We start from the raw sequence: 16,310 nt of genomic DNA, 5'->3' as shown, positions 1-16,310 counted from the left end.
TGAACAACATCGTGCCGAACTCCTTCGCAGTGATGACTGGCGATGCACTCACGATAGCGCATACCCGGGGGGGTATATTCCGAGCCGAAGGTCCCGCCCTTCCGGGACCACCGGCCCAGCTCAGCTCAACCGGCCGGGCCGGCCACCCTTCGCCTGCAGGGCGAACCCGGCCTCGACCCAGGCCCGCATGCCGCCGGCCAGGTTGTGCACCTGGCCGCGTTCGCGGGCGAGCAGCGCGGCAGCCTGCCGCGACCGCGCGCCGGAGCGACACACGGTGACCACAGGCCGGTCCGGCGGCAACTCACCGATCCGGTCCGCCAGCCGCCCGAGCGGGATGTGCCGCGCCCGCGGCGCGTGGCCGGCCCGCCACTCGACCGGCTCCCGCACGTCCAGCAGCACCCCGCCGGCGGCCATCAGGGCGGCCGCCTGCTCGGGGCCGACGGTGGCGTAGCGCGCGCCGAAGAGCCTCTTCAGCCTTCCGCCGACCGTCATGCGTCCACCCCGGTCACGGCGGGGCGGCCGCTGCGGATCCACCCGCCGGTGCCGCCACTGACCGAGCGGGCGTCGATGCCGGCACGGGCCAGGAACTGCACGGCGGCCAGGCTCCGGTTGCCGCTGGCGCAGATGACGTAGACCGGGCGGCTGCGGGGCAGCTCCCCAACCACCGTGGGCAGCTGGGCCAGCGGCACCGACCGGGCGCCGGGCACGTGGCCCTCGACGTACTCGAACGGCTCCCGCACGTCCACCACCGTGGCACCGTCGGCGTGGGCGGCGGCGAAATCCGCCAGGTCGACCTCTCGCATGCTTCCTCCTCGGATTTCTTATACCCCAGGGGGTATCCACGTCGACAATAACCTGCCCCGATCGAATCGACATCCCGCTATCCGGTGTGAGCCGAAGCACTGGGAAGAAATACCCCTGCGGGTATGTTGTGGCCGCTGGGAAACCATCGAGACACGGAGGTGGGGCATGGCGAGCGTGGCGCTGACCGCAACGAACTTCGCGGAGACCGTGAGCCGGGACGGGATCGTCCTGGTCGACTTCTGGGCCAGTTGGTGCGGCCCCTGCCGCAGCTTCGCGCCGGTCTTCGAGAAGGCCAGCGAGAAGCACCCGGACATCGTGTTCGGCAAGGTCGACACCGAGGCGGAGCAGAGCCTGGCCGCGGCGGCCCAGATCCGTTCCATCCCGACCCTGATGGCCTTCCGGGACGGCATCCTGGTCTTCGCGCAGCCCGGCGCGCTGCCGGCCGCCGCGCTGGAGCGGGTGATCCAGGCCGTCCGCGACCTCGACGTGGACGAGGTACGGACCAAGGTGGCCAGCAGCGCGGCCGGCCGCTGACCCGGCGGCGCGGGGGTGCGAGCGTCAGCCCGCACCCCCGTCACGCGTCGGTCGACACGGCGTCCAGCGCGGCCCGCAACCGGGCGCCGGCCTCGTCGGCGACCGCCCGCAACTCCGACGCGTCGCTGAGCTGCACCATCACCTGCGGATCCATGGCCTGCACCACCGTGCAGTCCGGCCCCTCGGCGCGGACCACGACGTTGCACGGCAGGAGCAGGCCGATGGCCGGGTCTGCCTGCACCGCACGGTGCGCCAGGGGCGGGTTGCAGGCCCCCAGGATGACGTAGTCCGCGAGCTCGACACCGAGCTTCTCGCGGAGCGTGGCCCGCATGTCGATCTCGGTCAGCACCCCGAAGCCCTGGTCCTTCAGGGCGGCCCGGACGCGCTCGAGGGTCGGGGCGAACCCGGCGGACAGGCGGACGGTCATGGCGTAGCTCATGTTCGGATCTCCCTCAGTTGAGATGATGGCCTGCCGACGGGGCCGGCCGCCGGTGATTCGGTGACCCGGCGCTCAGGCCGGGCCGCGCAGCATCCCGTGCCAGTACATCGCCGGCAGCCCGTAGCGCTCGAGCAACCACATGTCGTAGCGCGGCTTCATCGTGTCGAGGACCGGGAAGCTGGGCTTCGGCTTCTGCTCGTAGTCGAAATCGGAGCCATGGAACCTCCCGGAGGTGGAATGGGTGGTCGCCGCGGGCATTACCCCAAACGCCGGGAATTCGCCGGCGACCCTCGAGGTTGAGGATACCCGGGGGGGTACCCAGTGGCGAAGCCCGTACCCCCTGGGGTATGTTGAACGCAGGAGGTAACGCCGTGAAGCTGCAACCCGCCATGACCAGCGAGGCGCTGACCCGGCTCAAGCGGGCCCGGGGCCAACTCAACGCCGTCATCGAGATGATGGAGAACGGTGAGGACTGCCGGGCGACGCTGACCCAGCTCGCCGCCGTGTCCAAGGCCATCGACCGGGCCGGCTTCAAAATCATCGCATCGGGGATGCGCCACTGCGGCACCGCCCGAGACCGGGGCGAGGAGCCGGAGATGACCGAGGAGGAGCTGGAGAAGCTCTTCCTCGCCCTGGCCTGACCGAGGAGTTCGCCACCCATGCCGCGTAAGCGCGGCGTGGGTGGGTAATCCGCGCCCGTGACCCCGGGCCGAAGTCTGTCTCCCATATACCCCCGGGGGTATGTAGGGAATGGAAGGAGAACGGCACATGGCAATCGAGGTGTCCGTCATCGCGACGTCCTCGCTCGGCGACCGCAGCTACCTGGCCTCCCACGGCCAGGTGGCGATCGTGGTCGACCCGCAACGCGACATCGACCGGATCCTGTACCTCGCGGGAGCCAAGTCGGTGCGGATCACCCACGTGGTGGAGACCCACATCCACAACGACTACGTCTCCGGCGGCCTGGAACTGGCCCGGATCACCGGCGCCCACTACCTCGTGGCGGCGGCCGACGAGGTCGGCTTCAACCGGATGCCGGTCACCGACGGCGACGTGGTCCCGGTCTCCGACGCCCTGCGGCTCCGGGTGGTCGCCACCCCGGGCCACACCTTCCACCACCTGTCGTACGTGCTCGACGAGGCCATCGACGGCGGCTGGCAGCCGGCTGGGGTCTTCACCGGCGGCTCGCTGCTGTTCGGCACGACCGGACGCACCGACCTGCTCGGCGAGGAGCACGCCCACGAGCTTGCCCACCACCAGCATGCCTCGGCGCAGCGCCTGGCCAACCTGCTTCCCGACGGAGCCCAGGTGTGGCCGACGCACGGCTTCGGCAGCTTCTGCTCGGCCAGCCAGGCCGACGCCCCGGACTCCACCATCGGCCGGGAGAGGCAGGCGAACGGGGTGCTGCGGCTGGCCGCCGACGAGTTCGTCACCCAGACCCTGGCCGGTCTCGACGCCTACCCGGCGTACTACGCCCACATGGGCGTGGCGAACAACGCCGGGCCGGCCCCGGTCGACCTCACCCCCGTCGCCCGGGCCGACGCGGCCCAGCTCCGCGACCGGATCGCCGCCGGCGAGTGGGTGGTCGACCTGCGCCACCGCATGGCGTACGCGGCCTCGCACCTGGCCGGCACGGTCAGCCTCGGCCTGGACGGTCCGATGTCCACCTGGCTCGGCTGGCTGATCGACTGGGGCGCGCCGATCACCCTGGTCGCGGAGACGCCGGAGCAGGTCGCCGACGCCCAGCGTGAGCTGGTCCGGATCGGCATCGACCGGCCCGCCGCGCAGGCCGCCGGAGCGGCCGAGCAGTGGGCCACCGAGCCCGAGCAGCTCCGCGAGCTGCGGATGGCCGACTTCCCGGCCCTCGCAGCGGCCCGCGCGGGCGACACCCCCGCCGGCCTGCCCGCCCTCGACGTCATCCTCGATGTGCGGATGACCAACGAGTGGCGCGCCGGCCACGTCGAGGGCGCCGTGCACATCCCGCTGCCCGCCCTGCCCAAGCGCCTCGCCGACGTACCGGCCGGGGCGGTCTGGGTGCACTGCGGCTCCGGGTACCGCGCCACCGCCGCCGCGTCGCTGCTCGCCAACGCCGGCCGCGAGGTCGTCGCCATCGACGACAGGTTCGACCAGGCCGAGGCGGCGGGCGTCGCCATGGCCGACAACGCCTGACCCGTACCCGCGCTCCGGCCGGCGCGATCTGCGCCGGCCGCATCCCATCCTGCCGCCAGCCACGGCGGTTTGTCCCCGAGCGAGGAGAAATGAGCACTTCCGAGAGCACCCGTCCGGCCACCCTGGACGCCACCACCCTCCGCGAGCTGATCGACTCCGGGCGCACCCCACGCCTGCTCGACGTGCGCACCCCGGCCGAGTTCGAGACCATCCACATCCCCGGCGCCTACAACGTCCCCCTCGATCTGCTCAAGGAGCACCGCGAGGAGCTGTGCAACCACCTGGACGAGGACGTGGTGCTGATCTGCCGCTCGGGCGCCCGCGCCACCCAGGCCGAGCAGGCCCTGGCCGGGGTCGGCCTGCCGAACCTGAAGGTCCTCGACGGCGGCATGCTCGCCTGGCAGGCGGCCAACGCGCCGGTCAAGCAGGGTGCGCCCCGGTGGGACCTGGAGCGGCAGGTCCGCCTGGTCGCCGGCTCGATCGTCCTGCTCAGCATCCTGGGCTCGGTATCCGTGCCGGGCCTGAAGTGGGTCGCCGGCTTCATCGGCGCCGGCCTCACCTTCGCCGCCGTCACCAACACCTGCGCGATGGGCATGATGCTCAGCAAGCTGCCGTACAACCGGGGCGCCAGCTGCGACCTGGACACCATCGTCGGCCAACTGCGCGGGGGGCGGGCATGACCGCGTCCCTGCTGCTGACCGTCGGCCTGGCCGTGCTGATCGGGGTCAGCCTCGGGCTGCTCGGCGGCGGCGGCTCGATCCTCGCCGTACCGCTGCTGGTCTACGTCGCCGACCTCCCGGCGAAGGAGGCCATCGCCACCTCCCTGCTCGTCGTCGGCGCCACCAGCGCGGTCGGCGTGCTCCCGCACGCCCGCGCCGGGCGGGTCCGCTGGCGCACCGGCCTGATCTTCGGCCTCGCCGGCATGACCGGCGCGTACGCCGGCGGCCGGTTGGCCGAGTTCATCCCGGCCGGGTTCCTGCTCACCGGGTTCGCGATCATGATGCTGGCCACCGCGATCGCGATGATCCGGGGCCGGCGCGCCACCGAGGGCCGGCCGGCGCCGCACGAGCTGCCGGCGTTCCGAGTGATCCTCGACGGGATCGTGGTCGGACTGGTCACCGGACTGGTCGGCGCGGGCGGCGGCTTCCTGGTGGTGCCCGCCCTGGCCCTGCTCGGCGGCCTGCCGATGCCCGTCGCGGTCGGCACCTCGCTGGTGGTCATCGCGATGAAGTCCTTCGCCGGCCTGGCCGGCTACCTCTCCAGCGTGAGCATCAACTGGGGCCTTGCGCTTGCGGTGACCGCTGCCGCCATCATCGGCAGCCTCCTCGGCGGCCGCCTCGCCGGGAAGATCCCCGCGGATGCGCTGCGCAAGGCGTTCGGGTGGTTCGTCGTGGTGATGGGCGTCTTCGTCCTCGCCCAGCAACTGCCGCCACGAATGGGACTGGGGCTGGCTGTGCTGGGAGCGGTTGCCGCAACCGGTACGGTCACGATGGCGGTGTGGGGCCGCCGGAGGAGGATGCACAGTGGACAGCAGCGGCTGGGACGCCCGGTACGCGAGCACGTCGGGTCTGGTGTGGAGCGCTGAGCCCAACCGCTTCGTGGTCGAGTCGACCGCCGGGATCGCCCCGGGCGCGGCGCTCGACCTGGCGGCCGGCGAGGGACGCAACGCGGTCTGGCTGGCCGAGCGGGGCTGGCGGGTCACGGCCGTGGACTTCTCGTCGGTGGCCGTCGAGTGGGGCCGCGAGCTGGCCGGGCAGCGGGGCGTGGGGGTCGAGTGGCGGGTCGCGGACGTGACCGCGTACCGGCCCGTGCCCGGCAGCTATGACCTGGTGCTGATCAGCTACCTGCACCTGCCCGCCGCAGACCTGGCCAGGGTGCTCGACTCGGCCCGGCGGGCGCTGCGCCCCGGCGGCACCCTCGTCGTCGTCGGCCACGACCTCGCCAACCTCACCGGCGGCACCGGCGGCCCGCAGGACCCGAAGATCCTGCTCACCCCGGAGACGGTCGTCGACGGGCTCGCCGGGCTGCACATCCAGCGCGCGGAGACCGCCCGTCGCCCGGTACCCAGCACCGACGGCGGCACTGTCGACGCCCTCGACACGGTCGTCGTCGCCACCCGGCCCGCCGACTGATGCGCCCCGCCGGCCGGGCCGGCTAGCGTCGGGACATGGACATCGAGCCGCCCGCGCTCCGGTCCGCCGTGCCCGACGAGGTCGTCCCGGCCAGCGAGGCGCCGCCGTTCGCCGAGGCCGACTGGCCTGAGGAACACGACGTCCCGGAGGATCCGGGCCCCTGGCTGGACGCCGTGCTCCTGTTCGTGGTGCCGTTCACGCTGCTGGCGTGGCTCGGCGTCGCGTACTGCCTACTCGGGCTCTGGGCGGGACGGACCAGCCCCGAGGGCATGATCGCCTTCTCTTCGCTGGTCCTGCTCGTGCCGATCGGCGTGGCGGCCGCCCTGGGCACCGGCGTCACGATGGCCCTGCTCCGCCGCCGCGGGTCCGCCCGCGCCGCGCGGGCCGTGGGCTGGCTCGCACTGGTCTGCCTGGCCGCCGCGGCGATCTCCGGTTTCCTGCCGCTGACGCTCTGAGTCCGGCCGCCCGCACGCGGACGCGCGCCAACGGCGTTCCGACCGCGCTCAGACGGCTCACGGGCGCAGGATCAGGCGGATCGGGCTGCCCTGCTTCTCGTGCACCCGGCGCACCGCCTCCGCCGCGTCGGCCAGCGGCAGCACGTCGCTGACCGACGCGGACAGGTCGAGCCGGCCCAGCCCGGTGAGGGTCACCAACTGCCCGACGTGCTCGGCCTCGGAGCCGTAGTGGCCGAGCACCGCCTGCCGGTTGTAGCTGAACCGGCTGTCCGACGGAATGCTGATCGGCTGGTTGGCGATGCCGGCCAGGACCAGCCGGCCGTGTCGGCCGAGCACGGTCATGGCCTGCTCCCGGACCGCGTTGACGCCGGCGAAGTCGAGCGCCACGTCGAGCCCCTTCGTGCCGACCAGCTCCAGCATGGCGTCCTTGAACCCGTCGTCCTTCGGGTCGAGGGCCAGGTCCGCGCCGAGGGCAAGGGCCCGGTCCCGGGCCGCCGGCAGCGGATCCACGGCGATCACCGGTGCCGCGCCGACCAGCAGCAGCAACTGCACCGCGTGCGCGCCGAGGCCACCGACGCCCCACACCCCGACCGCCTCCGCCGGCCGGACCCGCGCGGTGTCGGTCACCGCCGCCCACGGTGTGGAGACGGCGTCCGGGATGATGCAGGCCTGCTCGAACGGGAGCAGGTCCGGGACGGGGACCAGGGTGTCCTCGCGGGCCAGGGCATACTCGGCCCAGCCACCGTCGTAGTCGACGCCGCGGGTGAGCACGAAGCCGAATCGGTCCCGCTCCCCCGCCTGGAGCAGCACCCGCTGCCCGGGCTGCCAGCCCCGCACCCCGGCGCCGAGCGCGTCCACCGTGCCCGCGACCTCGTGACCGAGGGTCACCACGTCCCCGGACAGGTACATCGGGGTGAGGGTGCCGTCGATCAGGTGCACGTCGGACAGGCACACCCCGGCGGCGGCGACCCGGATCCGGACCTGCCCGCGGTCCGGCTCGGGCACCGGCACCGACTCCATCCGCAGCGCCCGCTCGGTCAGGTGCAGCCGTCCGGCCAGCATCTCCGCCACGCTCGGCTCCTTCCTCCGACGTCCTCGACCCCGTGGCGTACCCGGGACGGGCCGGGCGATGCGGGCTGCGACGGAATTGCCGGAAAAAGGGACGAGCCCGACGGCGGGGCGAGGGGCCGGTTAACATCCCGTGACGGGATCGGCGGAGAGGACCACCGGGTGGGCGCGCGATTCGAGGAACTGGCCTGGCGGGAGACCCCGATCGGCGAGATCAGCCTGCGCCGGCGCCGCGACCCCTCGCTCGACGTCGAGGTGTACGAGGTGAAGCTCGACGACGAGTTCCTGATGTCCAGTCTCTTCCCGGTCGCGGAGATCGAGCTGGCCCGGCTCGGCCTGGCGCCGCTGACCGGGGAGTCCCTGGACGTGGTGGTGGGCGGGCTCGGCCTCGGCTATACCGCGCGGACCGCGTTGGAGGATCCCCGGGTGCGCTCGCTGCTGGTGGTCGAGGCGATCGAGGACGTGATCGACTGGCACCGCCGGGACCTGCTGCCGTTCGCCGCCGGGCTGGCCGCCGACCCGCGTACCCGGTTCGTCCTGGCCGACTTCTTCGCCGCGGTCGCCACCGGGGCCGGGTTCGACCCGGAGTCGCCGGGACGGCGGTTCCACGCGGTGCTGCTCGACGTGGACCATTCACCCCGGCAGGTGCTGCACCCCAGCCACGCCGCCTTCTACACCGTCGACGGGCTGCGCCGGCTCGCCGCCCTGCTGCACCGGGACGGCGTCTTCGCCCTCTGGTCGAACGACCCGCCCGACCAGGCGTTCCAGCGCACGCTGACCGAGGTGTTCCCGACCTCGGTGGCGCACGTGGTCCGCTTTCCCAACCCGTTGCAGGGCCGCGAGGCCGCGAACACGGTCTACGTGGCCCGGCGCTGACCGGCGCCCGGGGGGCATGGGCGCGCCGCGGACCCGGAAGCCGGATCCCGTCCGGGTGAGCGTCGGCCAGTGCGCGCCCACCCGGACGTGACCCTCAGCCCAGCACCCGCTCGGGGTTCGCCCGCAGGGCCGCGACGAGCGGCGCCGGGGCGGTCTGCGGGGACCCGGCGGAGTACGGCGGGCGGGGATCGTACTCGATGCCGAGCTGGAGCGCCTGGGCCACCCCGTCCCCGGCGATCCGGCCGGCCAGGGTGAGCGCCATGTCGATGCCGGAGGAGACGCCCGCCGCCGTGACGTACTTGCCGTCCACGACGACCCGCTCCGCGGTCGGCCGCGCGCCGAAGGCGGGCAGCTGGTCCAGGGCCAGCCAGTGCGAGGTGGCCCGGCGGCCGGCGAGCAGCCCGGCCGCGGCCAGCAGCAGCGAGCCCGTGCAGACCGAGGTGGTCCAGGTGGTGGTGGCGTCGACGGCATGCAGCCAGTCGAGCAGCCGGACGTCGGTCATCCGGGCGATCTGCCCGGGGCCGCCGGGGACCACCAGCACGTCCGGACGGGTCACCTCGTCCAGGGTGGCGGTGGCGGTCAGGGCGAGGCTGCCCACGTCGGTGGTGACCGGGCCGGTCCGGTCGGCGACGAAGACGGTACGGGCACCGGGGAGCCGGCCGAGCACCTCGTACGGGCCGACGGCGTCGAGGGCGGTGAACCGGTCGAAGAGGAGGACGGCGATCTGCATGGTGTTGTCCTTTCTGGAGTGACGGGCGGTCAGCGGGCGTCGACGGTGAACGGGACGGTGATCACCCGGCCGTCGGCGAGGCGGAACTGGCCCCAGAGCCGGTAGCGGCCCGGGCGGGGGAAGTCGACGTGCAGGTCGAGCTCCGGCCCGTAGGTCTGGCCGGGCAGGGCGAAGACGGGCCGGCCGTCGGCGTCCTCGGTCTCGGCGTGCTCGTGGGCGAAGCTGTCGCCCGCCGCCGACATGATCACCACGTGCCCGGCGGCGGCGAGGTACGGCCGCAGCCCGGTCAGCGGCCGGCCGGTGGCCGTGTCGGCGAAGCGGTAGGTGAAGCGGCTGCCGCCGACCTTCGCGGTTCCGTCCAGGGTCACCCGCACGCCGTCGACGACCTGCTGCCGCCCGGACACCGCCGGCGGCTGGTGGATGACCTCCGCGGGGTCGCCGACCACCACGTCGTGCCGGTCCAGCACGTCGGTCAGCTCGCCCTTGCGCCGGAACTCCGTGTTGACGATGTACCGGCCGGGGGTGGGGAAGGTGAGCGTCACGTCGAACTCGCCGGGCCGGCCCGTCGGCTGCGGGTGGACGTGGGCGAAGCTGGCCAGGTCGTCGCGGACGGCGATCAGGTGCATCCAGGCCTCGTGGCTGCGCCCCACGTCCCGGACCGGCCGGCCGCTCTCCGCGTCGGTGACCCGGATGCGCAGCGTGGCGGGTTGGCCGGGCACCACCGCGGCGGGCAGCCGGACGTCGACCCGGACCCCGGCGTCCTCGGCGTGCACCGGTTCCGTCTCGGCGGTCATCATGGTGCTCATCGCCGGTCGCATCGGCATGCCGGTGCCCTGCGTCCAGGCCAGCACCCCGTTCATGCCGCGCGCGGCGGCGTCGGTGCGGCTCAGCGCGGTGAAGCCGGCGCCCACGGCGAGCGCGAGCGCGGCCACCCCGGTCAGGTACGCCCACTCGCCGATCCGGGCACCCAGGCGGGGCCGCAGCGCGGCGGCGGTCTCCGGCCGGCGGAAGCGGCGCAGCCGCAGCGCGTTGGTGACCACGCTGACCGAGCTCATCGCCATTGCGGCGGCGGCCAGTGACGGGTCCAGCAGGATGCCCCAGGCCGGGTAGAGCAGGCCGGCGGCCACCGGGATGAGCAGCAGGTTGTAGCCGAACGCCCAGCCCAGCCCCTGTTTGATCGTGGTGACCGTACGCCGGGACAGCGCGATCGCCGTGACGATGCCGCGCAGGTCCCCGCCGACCAGGGTGATGTCGGAGGCGGCGATCGCCACGTCGGTGCCGGTGCCGATGGCGATGCCCAGGTCCGCGCGGGCCAGCGCCGGCGCGTCGTTGATCCCGTCGCCGACCATCGCCACCACCGCGCCGCGCTCCTGCAGGGCGGCCACCCGGGCGGCCTTCTCCTCGGGCCGGACGTCGGCGATCACCTGCGCGATGCCGACCTCGCGGGCGACCACCTCGGCGGTGACCGGGTTGTCGCCGGTCAGCATCCACACCTCCAGGCCGAGCGCCCGCAGTTGGGCCACCGCGTCCCGGGACTCGGGCCGCACGGTGTCGGCGACCCCGACGACGCCGGCGAGCCGGCCGTCGAACGCGACGTACACCGGGGTGCCGCCGGCGGCGGCGACGTCGGTGACCCGGCCCGACAGGGCGGCCACGGCGACGCCGTGGCGGCGCATCAGGGCAGCGTTGCCGATGAGCACCGAGAGCCCGTCGACCCGCGCCTCGACGCCGTGTCCGGGCACCGCCTCGAAGCAGTCCGCCGCCGGCACGGCCAGGTCGCGGGCGCGGGCGTGCCGGACGATCGCCTCGCCGAGCGGGTGCTCCGAGCCGGTCTCGGCCGCCGCCGCGTACGCCAGCAGCTGGTCGGCGTCGACGCCGTCGGCGGCGTGCACCGCGGTGACGTCGGGACGGCCGCGGGTGAGCGTGCCGGTCTTGTCCAGTACCACGGTGGTGATCCGCCGGGCCTGCTCCAGCGCGTCGCCCCCGGAGATGAGGATGCCCAGCTCAGCGGCCTTGCCCGTGCCGACCATGATCGCGGTCGGAGTGGCCAGGCCCAGCGCGCAGGGGCAGGCGATGACGAGCACCGCGATCGCGGTGCCGATGCCGAGGGTCAGCCGCCCGTCGGCCGGTCCGGCGACCGCCCAGACGGCGAAGGTGAGCAGGGCCAGCCCGATCACCGCCGGGACGAACCAGGCGGAGACCGTGTCCACCAGCCGCTGCATCGGCGCCTTGGCGCCCTGGGCCTCGAGGACCAGGCGGACGATCTGGGCGAGCGTGGTGTCCTGGCCCACCGCGGTGGCCCGGAGCACCACCGAGCCGGTCCGGTTGACGGTCGAGCCGATGACCACGTCGCCGGCCGTCTTCGACACCGGCATGCTCTCGCCGGTCAGCATGCTCTCGTCCACGGTGGAGGCGCCCTCGGTGACCGTGCCGTCCACCGGCACCTTCTCGCCGGGGCGAACCCGGACCAGGTCGCCGACGACGACCGAGTCCACCGGCACCTCGATCTCGATGCCGTCGCGCAGCACCCGGGCGGTCCGCGGGCGCAGCCCGAGCAGCGCCCCGATCGCCGCACCGGTCTGCCGTCGGGCCCGGGCCTCCATCCAGCGCCCGGTCAGCACCAGCGCGATGACCACCACGGAGATCTCGAAGTAGACGTGCAGCGGCAGGCCGAGCCGTTCGGCCGCCGCCGGCCAGAGCGTGACGAAGGCACTGTAGGCGTACGCGACCGTGGTGCCCAGGGCCACCAGGGTGTGCATGTTGACGCCGCCGTGCCGGGCCGCCGCCCAGGCCGCCCGGTAGAAGGGCCGGCCCGCCCCGAACTGCACCACGGTCGCGACGACCAACAGCGCCGGCATCAGCCAGTCCATCGCGTCGATGGACAGCGGCACATACATCAGCACCATCATGGCCAGACCGGTGGCCAGGGTGAGCTGCCAGATCCGCTTGAGCCGGGTGACCTCCCGCTCCTCGGCCCGCGCCCGCTCGGCGTCCTCGTCCGCGGCACCGGGCCCCGGGACTTCCGGCGCGGCGCCCGGCCGAGCCGGCTCGTCGGCGTGGATCGTGGCCGTGTAGCCGGCCCGTTCCACCGCCGCGGTCAGCGCCGGCGGGGTCACCCGGGCCGGGTCGTAGACCACGGTCGCCGTCTCGGTCGCCAGGTTGACCTCGGCCCGCGCCACGCCCTCGACCCGGCTCAGCGCCCGCTCCACCCGCCGGACACAGGACGCACAGGTCATCCCGCCGATGTCCAGCGTGCCGGAGACGACCGTCGGTGTCGTCATCGCACTGCTCCTCTCGTACCGGGCGTCGCAGGCGCCCTCGCTGGTCCGGCCGCCCTCGCCGGCCGGTGACGCCACGCTCCCGGCCAGCGCTGTCCGCCCGCTGTCCGCGACCCGTCGGCCCGTCCCGACGTACGCGACAGGGCGCGGACAGCGCTCCCCGGCACGGTTCGAGGTACCGGGTCGCCACGGGGCGGCCCGCCGAACGAAGGAGTGAACCGTGAACCAGCTCGTCCTCTCCGTGCCGAACATCAGCTGCGGCCGCTGCGTCGAGGCGATCCGGGAGGAGGTCGGCCTCGTCGCCGGCGTCCACGCCGTGGCGGTGGACCTGGCGAGCCGTACCGTCCGGGTCGACGGCGACGCCGACCGGGCCGCCGTGGTGGCCGCCATCGGCGAAGCCGGCCACCAGGTCGCCTGACCGGTACGCGGGGAGACGGACCGATGGACCTGGACACCGTGATCGTCGGGGGCGGTCAGGCGGGGCTCGCGCTCGGCCACCACCTGCGCCGCGCCGGCGTGCCCTTCGCGATCCTCGACGCGAACGCCCGGGTGGGTGACGCCTGGCGGCAGCGCTGGGACTCGCTGACCCTGTTCACCCCGCGCCGCTTCGACGGGCTGCCGGGCCTGCCGTTCCCCGGCGACCCGGACGGGCACCCCGGCAAGGACGAGGTGGCCGACTACCTGGCCGGGTACGCCGCGCACTTCGACCTGCCGGTCCGCCTCGGCTGCCGGGTCACCTCGGTCCGCCCCGGCGCGGCGGGCGGCTTCACCGTCGACACGTCGACCGGCACGCTGCACGCCCAACGCGTGGTCGTCGCCGCCGGAGCGTTCCACACACCCCGGATCCCGGAGGTGGCCCGGAAGCTCGCGCCGCGGGTCGGGCAACTGCACAGCAGCCGGTACCGCCGGCCCGACCAGATGCCGGGACGGGACGTCCTGGTCGCGGGCGGCGGGAACACCGCGGTGCAGATCGCCGCCGAACTCGCCGACGACGGCCGGCGGGTGATGCTCGCCGCGCCGACCCTCGGCCCGGTGCTGCCGCAGCGCTGGCTGGGCCGGGACATCTTCTGGTGGTTCTCCCGGCTGGGCACCATGCGGCTGAGCACCGACAGCCGGCTGGGCCGCCGGATCGCCGCCCAGAACCCGATCATCGGCACCGATGTCGCGGGGCTGCTGCGACGGGTGGACCGGGTCGGCCGGGTCGTCGACGCCGACGGCGACGAGGTGCTGCTGGCCGACGGCGGCCGGCGGCGGGTGGACGCGGTGGTGTGGGCCACCGGCTTCCGCCCGCACTACCCCTGGCTGGAGGTGCCGGTGCTGGACCCGTCCGGGGCACCGGTGCACCGCGAGGGCGTGACCGACGGGCCGGGGCTGTACTTCCTCGGCCTGCCCTGGCAGCGCGCCCGCGGCTCGGCAGTGCTGGGCTGGGTCGGCCGGGACGCCGAGGTGCTGGCCGCCCGGCTGGTGGAGCAGGGGCGGCTGACGCCGCCGCTCCGACCGGTGCCGGCCTGACCCGGCTCAGCGCGGACATTACGGGTGTCGGCCGGACGGCTCCGGCGCCGCGTTGCGGGGTGTCGGCCGGACGACCGGGCGGCACGTCGGACGCCTGGTCGCTCCCCCGTTCGACCGGGTCGGCTGAGGTTGATCTGGACGTACCACGGGGCCCGCCCGGGCAGCCACCCGGCGATCGGGGCGGGCCCCAGGGCCGACGCCGCAGCGGACGGGAGCAGCGACTTGTGGTTGCTTCCTTTCTAGGGCTGTCGACGATTGACTGTCGTGGGTAGCGTGTATCGGATCGGTGAGTTTGCCAGGCGGGTGGGTCGCTCGGTGAGCACTGGCGCCGGTGGGAGGCGGAGGGTCGTATCGTGGCCCGTCGTCTGCCGTCGGGTCAGCCGTATTTCGACGATTCCGATGTGCGCAGGGTGTTGCAGCCGGGCTTCGACGCCGGGCGGCGGAGGGTTGTGGTGTATTGCCGTGTCTCGTTGCCGGGTCAGAAGTCGGATTTGGCGGTTGCAGGTGGCGGGGATGCAGCAGTTCTGCCTCGCTCGTGGTCTAGGGCGTGGGCGAGTGGGTCAGTGAGGTCGGCGGCGGGATTGGACCTGCGCCGTGAGAAGTTCTTGCATTAATGGATGGGGGTCGATCAAAGAGAGGCCGCGACGCTGGTGGTGGCGCACAAGAACAGGTTGGCCCGGTTCGGCTTCGACCCTGGTGAAGCACGTGGCGGCGGGCAGTGGTTGCGAGATCGTCGTCGCCGACCAGGAGTCACTGTCCCCGCAGCAGGAACTGGTGGTGGAGGACTTGCAGGCGGTCGTACGCGCCTTCTCGGGCCGGCAGTATGCTCTGCGCCGCTACGAGAAGGAACTCAGAGGGGCGGACCTGGCCGTGGGGGATGATCAGTGAAGGTCACCCGTATCGCCTACTCGGCCCGTCTGAATCCGGGTAAGTACGCCACCCTGGTGGAGCAGGCCCATCGGTTGGGTCGGGTTCGTAGTGAGGTGTGGCAGCGTTACGGCTCGATCGGCGGTGTCGGGGCCGGGTTGCGGGACCGGCAGGTGCGGGACAGGTGGCTGGCTGACGGCACGCACGTGCGGTTCGGTGTGCTGGCGAACGCGTGGAAGGAAACCGTCCGCGACGCGATGGCCGACATCGCAGCGAACCTGGCGGCGGCCAAGGTCGAGGTCCGGCGGTCGATCGGTCGGCGCACCAACGATCCGGTCGAGCGCAAGCGGATGTTCACCGCGTTGAAGGCTGAGCGGTGGGCTGAGGACCCGTTCCTGGCTCGGCAGATGCGCAAGCACTGGAAACGCGGTAAGAACCGCACGCACGATCAGATCGTCGTGCGCGCCGACAAGTACAACACCGTCACCGATGAGCGCAGCCGGTTGTGGCTGTCCATTCCCGGCCTCGAACGCCGCAAGATGGTCAAGATCCCGCTGTCCACGACCGTCGCCCCGACGGGCACGCTGCGGCTGATCCTGCGCCAAGGTCGGGTCGAGGTGCACTACCAGATCGACGCGTCGCAGATGCGGTCGTCACAGCGGCCGTGCGGCGATGCGACGGTCGGTGTCGACAAGGGCTACACCGAAGCACTCACCGACTCCGACGGCACCCCCCACGGCTGCGACCTCGGCGTCCTCCTGACCGCCGAGTCGGACCGGTTGAAGGAACGTAACCGCCGTCGGGCGAAGCTGCGCTCAATCGCCAACACCGCCGCCCTGCGCGGTGACCACGCGAAAGCACACCGAATCAAGGCCCACAACCTCGGCACGGTCAAGCGTGACCGGCAGGCCGCCCGACACCGCGCGCGGGTGCGTACGGAGATCTTCACCGCCGTGCACCGGGTCGTGGACAAGGCCGCCACCGTGGTCGCCGAAGACCTCACCAAACGCATCGCCGCACGCAAGAAGCTTCCTAAGAACATCAACCGGCGTCTCGCCACGTGGACCAAAGGAGTCACCGCGGAGGCGCTCAGAAGCGTGTCGGAGCGTAGAGGTTCTGCGCTCGTTCCCGTCAACGCCGCCTACACCTCACAAGCCTGTCACCGCTGCAGCCGGTTCGGCCGCCGTAGTGGGGACCGGTTTCACTGCACCTGGTGCGGGGTGGTGTGGCAGGCCGACGTGAACGCCGCGATCAACATCCTGCAGCGAGCCGGCGACCCCGACGTCGCCCTGCACACCCCACATCAGAAGGTGAAGCAGATCCTGCAGGACAGGACCGATCGCCACCGGACCAGACTGCCGGTCCAGGACTCCAGCCCGGCAATAGCCGAGCGGAGAGCGAACCATCCCAACAGCTCAACAACGAGCAACTAGTAGGAAGCAGTGC

At 73.1% G+C, this 16,310-nt stretch carries 18 protein-coding genes and 1 pseudogene; 12 read left to right on the top strand and 7 right to left on the bottom strand.

From position 1 onward, the window contains the following. Positions 1–120: 120 nt before the first annotated feature. Positions 121–492 (bottom strand): rhodanese-like domain-containing protein, encoded by a 372-nt coding sequence (locus ACFYOS_RS32635; protein ID WP_387149973.1) that lies wholly within the window; start codon positions 490–492, stop codon positions 121–123. Then, entirely contained in the window at positions 489–803 is a 315-nt protein-coding gene (locus tag ACFYOS_RS32630) for a rhodanese-like domain-containing protein (RefSeq protein ID WP_387149971.1), read from the bottom strand. The genes ACFYOS_RS32635 and ACFYOS_RS32630 overlap by 4 nt, the downstream gene beginning before the upstream one ends. 166 nt (positions 804–969) lie before the next feature. On the opposite strand from ACFYOS_RS32630, the gene trxA reads away from it, so the two are divergent. After that, on the top strand, positions 970–1,338 hold the full coding sequence (gene trxA, locus ACFYOS_RS32625; protein WP_387149968.1) for a thioredoxin: 369 nt from the start codon (positions 970–972) through the stop codon (positions 1,336–1,338). 40 nt (positions 1,339–1,378) lie between these two features. On the opposite strand, the gene ACFYOS_RS32620 is transcribed toward trxA, so the two are convergent. Both ACFYOS_RS32620 and ACFYOS_RS32615 read right to left on the bottom strand, forming a co-directional pair. Next, positions 1,379–1,777, bottom strand: coding sequence for a DUF302 domain-containing protein (locus ACFYOS_RS32620; protein ID WP_387149966.1), 399 nt, complete (start codon positions 1,775–1,777; stop codon positions 1,379–1,381). 72 nt (positions 1,778–1,849) lie between these two features. After that, positions 1,850–2,035, bottom strand: a complete 186-nt coding sequence (locus tag ACFYOS_RS32615; protein WP_387149963.1) for a hypothetical protein — start codon at positions 2,033–2,035, stop codon at positions 1,850–1,852. 113 nt (positions 2,036–2,148) lie between these two features. Between ACFYOS_RS32615 and ACFYOS_RS32610 the strand changes: the two genes are divergently transcribed. The 6 genes from ACFYOS_RS32610 to ACFYOS_RS32585 all read left to right on the top strand — a co-directional run bounded on the left by ACFYOS_RS32610 (position 2,149) and on the right by ACFYOS_RS32585 (position 6,533). Continuing rightward, positions 2,149–2,418 (top strand): metal-sensitive transcriptional regulator, encoded by a 270-nt coding sequence (locus ACFYOS_RS32610; RefSeq protein ID WP_387149960.1) that lies wholly within the window; start codon positions 2,149–2,151, stop codon positions 2,416–2,418. 127 nt (positions 2,419–2,545) lie between these two features. Then, complete coding sequence (locus tag ACFYOS_RS32605) at positions 2,546–3,946, top strand: rhodanese-like domain-containing protein (protein WP_387149957.1); 1,401 nt, start codon at positions 2,546–2,548, stop codon at positions 3,944–3,946. Positions 3,947–4,035: 89 nt separating this feature from the next. Then, positions 4,036–4,626, top strand: a complete 591-nt coding sequence (locus ACFYOS_RS32600) for a rhodanese-like domain-containing protein (protein ID WP_387149954.1) — start codon at positions 4,036–4,038, stop codon at positions 4,624–4,626. Then, positions 4,623–5,531 (top strand): sulfite exporter TauE/SafE family protein, encoded by a 909-nt coding sequence (locus ACFYOS_RS32595; RefSeq protein WP_387149951.1) that lies wholly within the window; start codon positions 4,623–4,625, stop codon positions 5,529–5,531. The genes ACFYOS_RS32600 and ACFYOS_RS32595 overlap by 4 nt, the downstream gene beginning before the upstream one ends. After that, positions 5,470–6,078, top strand: coding sequence for a class I SAM-dependent methyltransferase (locus tag ACFYOS_RS32590; RefSeq protein ID WP_387149948.1), 609 nt, complete (start codon positions 5,470–5,472; stop codon positions 6,076–6,078). The genes ACFYOS_RS32595 and ACFYOS_RS32590 overlap by 62 nt, the downstream gene beginning before the upstream one ends. Positions 6,079–6,113: 35 nt before the next feature. Then, on the top strand, positions 6,114–6,533 hold the full coding sequence (locus tag ACFYOS_RS32585) for a hypothetical protein (RefSeq protein WP_387149945.1): 420 nt from the start codon (positions 6,114–6,116) through the stop codon (positions 6,531–6,533). Positions 6,534–6,590: 57 nt separating this feature from the next. Here ACFYOS_RS32585 and ACFYOS_RS32580 read toward each other — a convergent pair whose 3' ends face one another. After that, positions 6,591–7,595 (bottom strand): alcohol dehydrogenase catalytic domain-containing protein, encoded by a 1,005-nt coding sequence (locus ACFYOS_RS32580; protein ID WP_387149976.1) that lies wholly within the window; start codon positions 7,593–7,595, stop codon positions 6,591–6,593. Between the two features lie 168 nt (positions 7,596–7,763). On the opposite strand from ACFYOS_RS32580, the gene ACFYOS_RS32575 reads away from it, so the two are divergent. Continuing rightward, positions 7,764–8,477, top strand: a complete 714-nt coding sequence (locus ACFYOS_RS32575; protein ID WP_387149942.1) for a spermidine synthase — start codon at positions 7,764–7,766, stop codon at positions 8,475–8,477. A 94-nt stretch (positions 8,478–8,571) separates the two neighbouring features. Here the strand turns inward: ACFYOS_RS32575 and ACFYOS_RS32570 are convergent, their stop codons facing one another. Together ACFYOS_RS32570 and ACFYOS_RS32565 are read right to left on the bottom strand one after the other, a co-directional pair. Next, the gene (locus ACFYOS_RS32570) at positions 8,572–9,207 is read right to left on the bottom strand and encodes a DJ-1/PfpI family protein (RefSeq protein ID WP_387149940.1); all 636 of its coding nucleotides are present in this window, start codon (positions 9,205–9,207) and stop codon (positions 8,572–8,574) included. Positions 9,208–9,236: 29 nt separating this feature from the next. Beyond that, entirely contained in the window at positions 9,237–12,488 is a 3,252-nt protein-coding gene (locus tag ACFYOS_RS32565) for a heavy metal translocating P-type ATPase (protein ID WP_387149937.1), read from the bottom strand. Between the two features lie 217 nt (positions 12,489–12,705). Here ACFYOS_RS32565 and ACFYOS_RS32560 point away from each other — a divergent pair, with 217 nt between their 5' ends. From ACFYOS_RS32560 to ACFYOS_RS32545, 4 genes and pseudogenes are all read left to right on the top strand, one after another. Then, the gene (locus tag ACFYOS_RS32560) at positions 12,706–12,903 is read left to right on the top strand and encodes a heavy-metal-associated domain-containing protein (RefSeq protein ID WP_387149933.1); all 198 of its coding nucleotides are present in this window, start codon (positions 12,706–12,708) and stop codon (positions 12,901–12,903) included. Positions 12,904–12,926: 23 nt separating this feature from the next. After that, on the top strand, positions 12,927–13,997 hold the full coding sequence (locus ACFYOS_RS32555; RefSeq protein ID WP_387149930.1) for a flavin-containing monooxygenase: 1,071 nt from the start codon (positions 12,927–12,929) through the stop codon (positions 13,995–13,997). A gap of 264 nt (positions 13,998–14,261) precedes the next feature. Continuing rightward, positions 14,262–14,885 (top strand): annotated as a pseudogene (locus ACFYOS_RS32550) (IS607 family transposase). Continuing rightward, positions 14,882–16,297 (top strand): RNA-guided endonuclease TnpB family protein, encoded by a 1,416-nt coding sequence (locus tag ACFYOS_RS32545; RefSeq protein WP_387149927.1) that lies wholly within the window; start codon positions 14,882–14,884, stop codon positions 16,295–16,297. Before ACFYOS_RS32550 ends, ACFYOS_RS32545 begins: the two are co-directional and overlap by 4 nt. Positions 16,298–16,310 lie beyond the last annotated feature (13 nt).

It is taken from the genome of Micromonospora sp. NPDC005806, assembly GCF_042871425.1.
GTDB lineage: Bacteria > Actinomycetota > Actinomycetes > Mycobacteriales > Micromonosporaceae > Micromonospora.
The sequence above is the reverse complement of the archived record's forward strand: the minus strand, read 5'-3'. Positions and strand labels throughout refer to the sequence as shown.